Here is a 3,065-nt window from a genome sequence, read left to right as displayed (position 1 = left end):
TCATCCCTCGCGTAAAGGTCATGTATTGCCTTCAGCATTTTCCTGTGCTGGTTCGGGCTCGCGCTTCTTTGAGGCTTTCGTTGCCTTGACCTCCGCAACTGCCTCTGCCAGTCTCTTACCCACAAGCTCCTGTACTCCGGGAGTATCCGGCAATACTTCTCCCGCTCTAAATATTCTCGCGCCGGAAATAAAACGTCCATGCTTCAGAATAATCATGCCGCACCTGTGATTACGCCCTTCAACACGTACCAAGACTTCAAGTCATGGGGCATTGGCAGGGGGCGCGAACTAATCGATATGAACCTCTGCGGAGGCTCCTCCGTGAACCATGTGTGAGGCACATACTCGCGCATGTAGGTTATGTGCTGGCCCGATCTGTCGATGCGCGTGATTGCCCCGTAAAGCATCGAGTTCTTCTCGCCGGAGTTCTGAATTATCACCGTCTCAGGATCAATTATCGGCTTCAGCTTCGGTTCGCCGTTCTCGTCGAGGTCGTTAGTATCAGGCACCCATTCTTCATAGGTATACAGGTCGAAGATAGCTCCCGGAACTATCAGCCGTCCGAGATAACCGACTCCTTTTTCCAGCTCGCCGGGCTTTATCTCTCCGACTTCAACGCGCCGGTTGTCGAGCAGCTTCAGGTAGCGTTCGTTCTGCATGAGCATGTTTGCCGCTGATGACCCCAAAATCAGCATGTCGGGATTAATCCCGTCCTTGCGCATCTCGCGGGCTATGCTCTGGAGCTGTCCCATTATGTCAAATGTCGTTGTCCACCTGTCCGAAGGGTCAAGCACTGCAATGTTCTCGAAGCCGTAATCCACAACATCATTCACGCCTTTTCCCTTGATGGACAGCCTGCCGTCCTGCTTCACGCGCGCACACATGTATTCCTCGCGTCGCCAGATAGTGTCCTGAAGGTCGAGGATGTCCTGTGCCGCAATTTTGGCCGCTCTGTCCGCAGGTGTCAGGCCGGAATTGTACGTAGGCTCGCCGATGAGCTTCTGCATCAGCGTATCGTTCGTGATTGTGCGCTTCGGGGAAATCAGCGGTGCGGTGTAGTCCTTCACGCCGTACTCGTCGCGACCGATGTCTTCTGCTCCGATACGGGGGTTCACGTAAGGTGCTAACCTGCGCTTGCTCTCCTGAAACTCAAAGTACACCTTCGGTGTCGGGAACATCACGGGGTTGCTGAAGAACCGTGTCTTGAAGAACGTCCGCAGGGGTTTCGTCTCCTTGATGACTCCCATTATCATTTTTGGCTCGTAATAGTCTTTCATAGTGCAGCTCCTTTCTCGTTGAAGTGTCTCAGGAATATTTTTGCCCGCCTCAAGGGTTCGCGGATAGCCTCAACCAGTGCGTCGTGGTCGTCGTCCTCGCCCTCAAACGGGAAGATTACCCGCGCGTCGTTGAACTCTCCCTCAAAGTACGCGGGAGTCTCGGCGTATTCGTTCTCGCCTATGGTTACGTCGTCGCAGAGAATGCACACTCCTGCGGCTGTGGCAAGCCCTGCCTGTGTTGCTCCAACATAGCCGTCTGTGCCCGTCATCATCAGAGTCCCGCGCTTGAATGTCCCCGCGACGGCAACATTCACGATGTCCGTGTACACAGCCCCCCTATTGCCCGCAATAAGTTCATCGGGCGGAGGTACTGTGCCTTCTGTCTTTACTAACTGCAGCGTTACCGGCGTTTTGTCTGCCATTACTTGAACCCCCTCATCCTGTTAAGTTCGCTGGCTATTGCTGTTATGGCCGCTTTCTCGTCATCGTCAGGCTCGGTCGTGGACTTTTCCGGCGGCAATGCTCCGTTGATTGCTCCTGCATCCTGATGAAGAGCCGTCAACTGTGCCTGTGCGTTGCTGGCCTGCAGAAGCTCAATCGCAATGTCGCGGGCATCCTTCGGGTCTTCGTACTTCGCTTTGGCGATTATTGCCTCACGTCCGGGCGCGTTCAGGCTGTCTAAGACCTTCAGCCTCTCTCGTTCGGCCTGTACACCGCGATTGTAGCCTTCTTCGCTGGCTGTGTTCCTGATTTCTCCGGCAAAATCGGGGTAGGCTTTCTCCAGTTCCGCCGCGTTCTTTATATCCATTTCGGTTTTATCCTCCTTTTTTTCGCTCTCTGCTGCTTTTGCGGGCACGATTTTTACGGTGTTGGCGGGCATTTTCGCGCTCAGGCGTTCGTCGACGCGAGAGAAACCGAAACCGCTCTGAAAAATTGTTCCGCCGTGAACTGCGAGTGCAACAACCGCAACGTTTTCTTCGACTTCATCGCAGAATTTCAGCTCGTGCGCTTCGGTTGCCGTCATCCACGTCTCCGAGTCCATCATCTCGATGACCTTTTCGCGGTCAAGCCCCGTCCGGGCAACATACACTCCCGCGATTGTGTCGCGGATTTTGTCGAGAATCTCTGCTGTGTCGCGCATGTCTTCGGCTTCGCCCCACACTCCGCCAGCCGGATTGTGAATCATCATCAGGGCATTGCTGGGCATGATTACCTTGTTTCCCGCCATAGCTACAACGCTCGCCGCCGAAGCCGCAAGTCCGTCAACCCTGACCGTTACATTCGCGGGATGACTCTTGAGGTAGCTGTACATTGCCTGTGCCTCGAACACATCACCGCCGACGCTGTTTATCCGCAGGGTTATGTTCTTGACGTTGCCGAGTGCCTTGATCTTGCTGATTAGGCCCTTGGCGTTCATCAACCCCCAATTGTCGGCCTCAAGGTCTGAAATCTCGTCGTAAAGCAGGATTTCAGCCTCGCTATCACTCTTCGCTGTTACCTTCCACACTTTCGCCATCACTCTCCTTTATCTCGTCGCCGGGCGTTGCCGTGAACCCTGCCTCGCGTCTCAGCCTCTCTTCCTTGACGCGCTGGCGGTGATTCAGCTCCCAGTCGCCGCCTGTAAGCTCCGCTGTCTCACGTTGTCTCGTGCTAAAACCGTTTTCCACGCGCAGGATGGCGGCCTTCACCTCTTTCACGGGGTCAAGCTGTCCCTGACTCGGGCCTGTCCAATCCGCCCACGAATACGCATAACGTATCATCGGGTCATCGAAGAAGCCCGGAGCTTTC

4 protein-coding genes are annotated in these 3,065 nt (G+C 54.9%); all 4 read right to left on the bottom strand.

The window, feature by feature from the left end:
* Positions 1-212: 212 nt before the first annotated feature.
* Positions 213-1,277, bottom strand: a complete 1,065-nt coding sequence (locus IJT02_06835; GenBank protein ID MBQ7544643.1) for a major capsid protein — start codon at positions 1,275-1,277, stop codon at positions 213-215.
* Complete coding sequence (locus tag IJT02_06830; protein MBQ7544642.1) at positions 1,274-1,699, bottom strand: hypothetical protein; 426 nt, start codon at positions 1,697-1,699, stop codon at positions 1,274-1,276. The genes IJT02_06835 and IJT02_06830 overlap by 4 nt, the downstream gene beginning before the upstream one ends.
* Positions 1,699-2,784 (bottom strand): Clp protease ClpP, encoded by a 1,086-nt coding sequence (locus IJT02_06825; protein MBQ7544641.1) that lies wholly within the window; start codon positions 2,782-2,784, stop codon positions 1,699-1,701. The genes IJT02_06830 and IJT02_06825 overlap by 1 nt, the downstream gene beginning before the upstream one ends.
* A partial coding sequence (locus IJT02_06820) for a hypothetical protein (protein ID MBQ7544640.1) occupies positions 2,759-3,065 on the bottom strand: 307 nt, incomplete at its 5' end. The genes IJT02_06825 and IJT02_06820, both read right to left, overlap by 26 nt.

The organism is Synergistaceae bacterium, from assembly GCA_017450125.1.
GTDB lineage: Bacteria > Synergistota > Synergistia > Synergistales > Aminobacteriaceae > JAFUXM01.
Note: the sequence above shows the minus strand (reverse complement) of the source record. Positions and strands in the feature narration are given on the sequence as shown.

Coding starts and splice junctions, on each gene's coding strand:
- IJT02_06835 (MBQ7544643.1), bottom strand. CDS start 1,277: ATGAAAGACTATTACGAGCCAAAAATGATAATGGGAGTCATCAAGGAG.
- IJT02_06830 (MBQ7544642.1), bottom strand. CDS start 1,699: ATGGCAGACAAAACGCCGGTAACGCTGCAGTTAGTAAAGACAGAAGGC.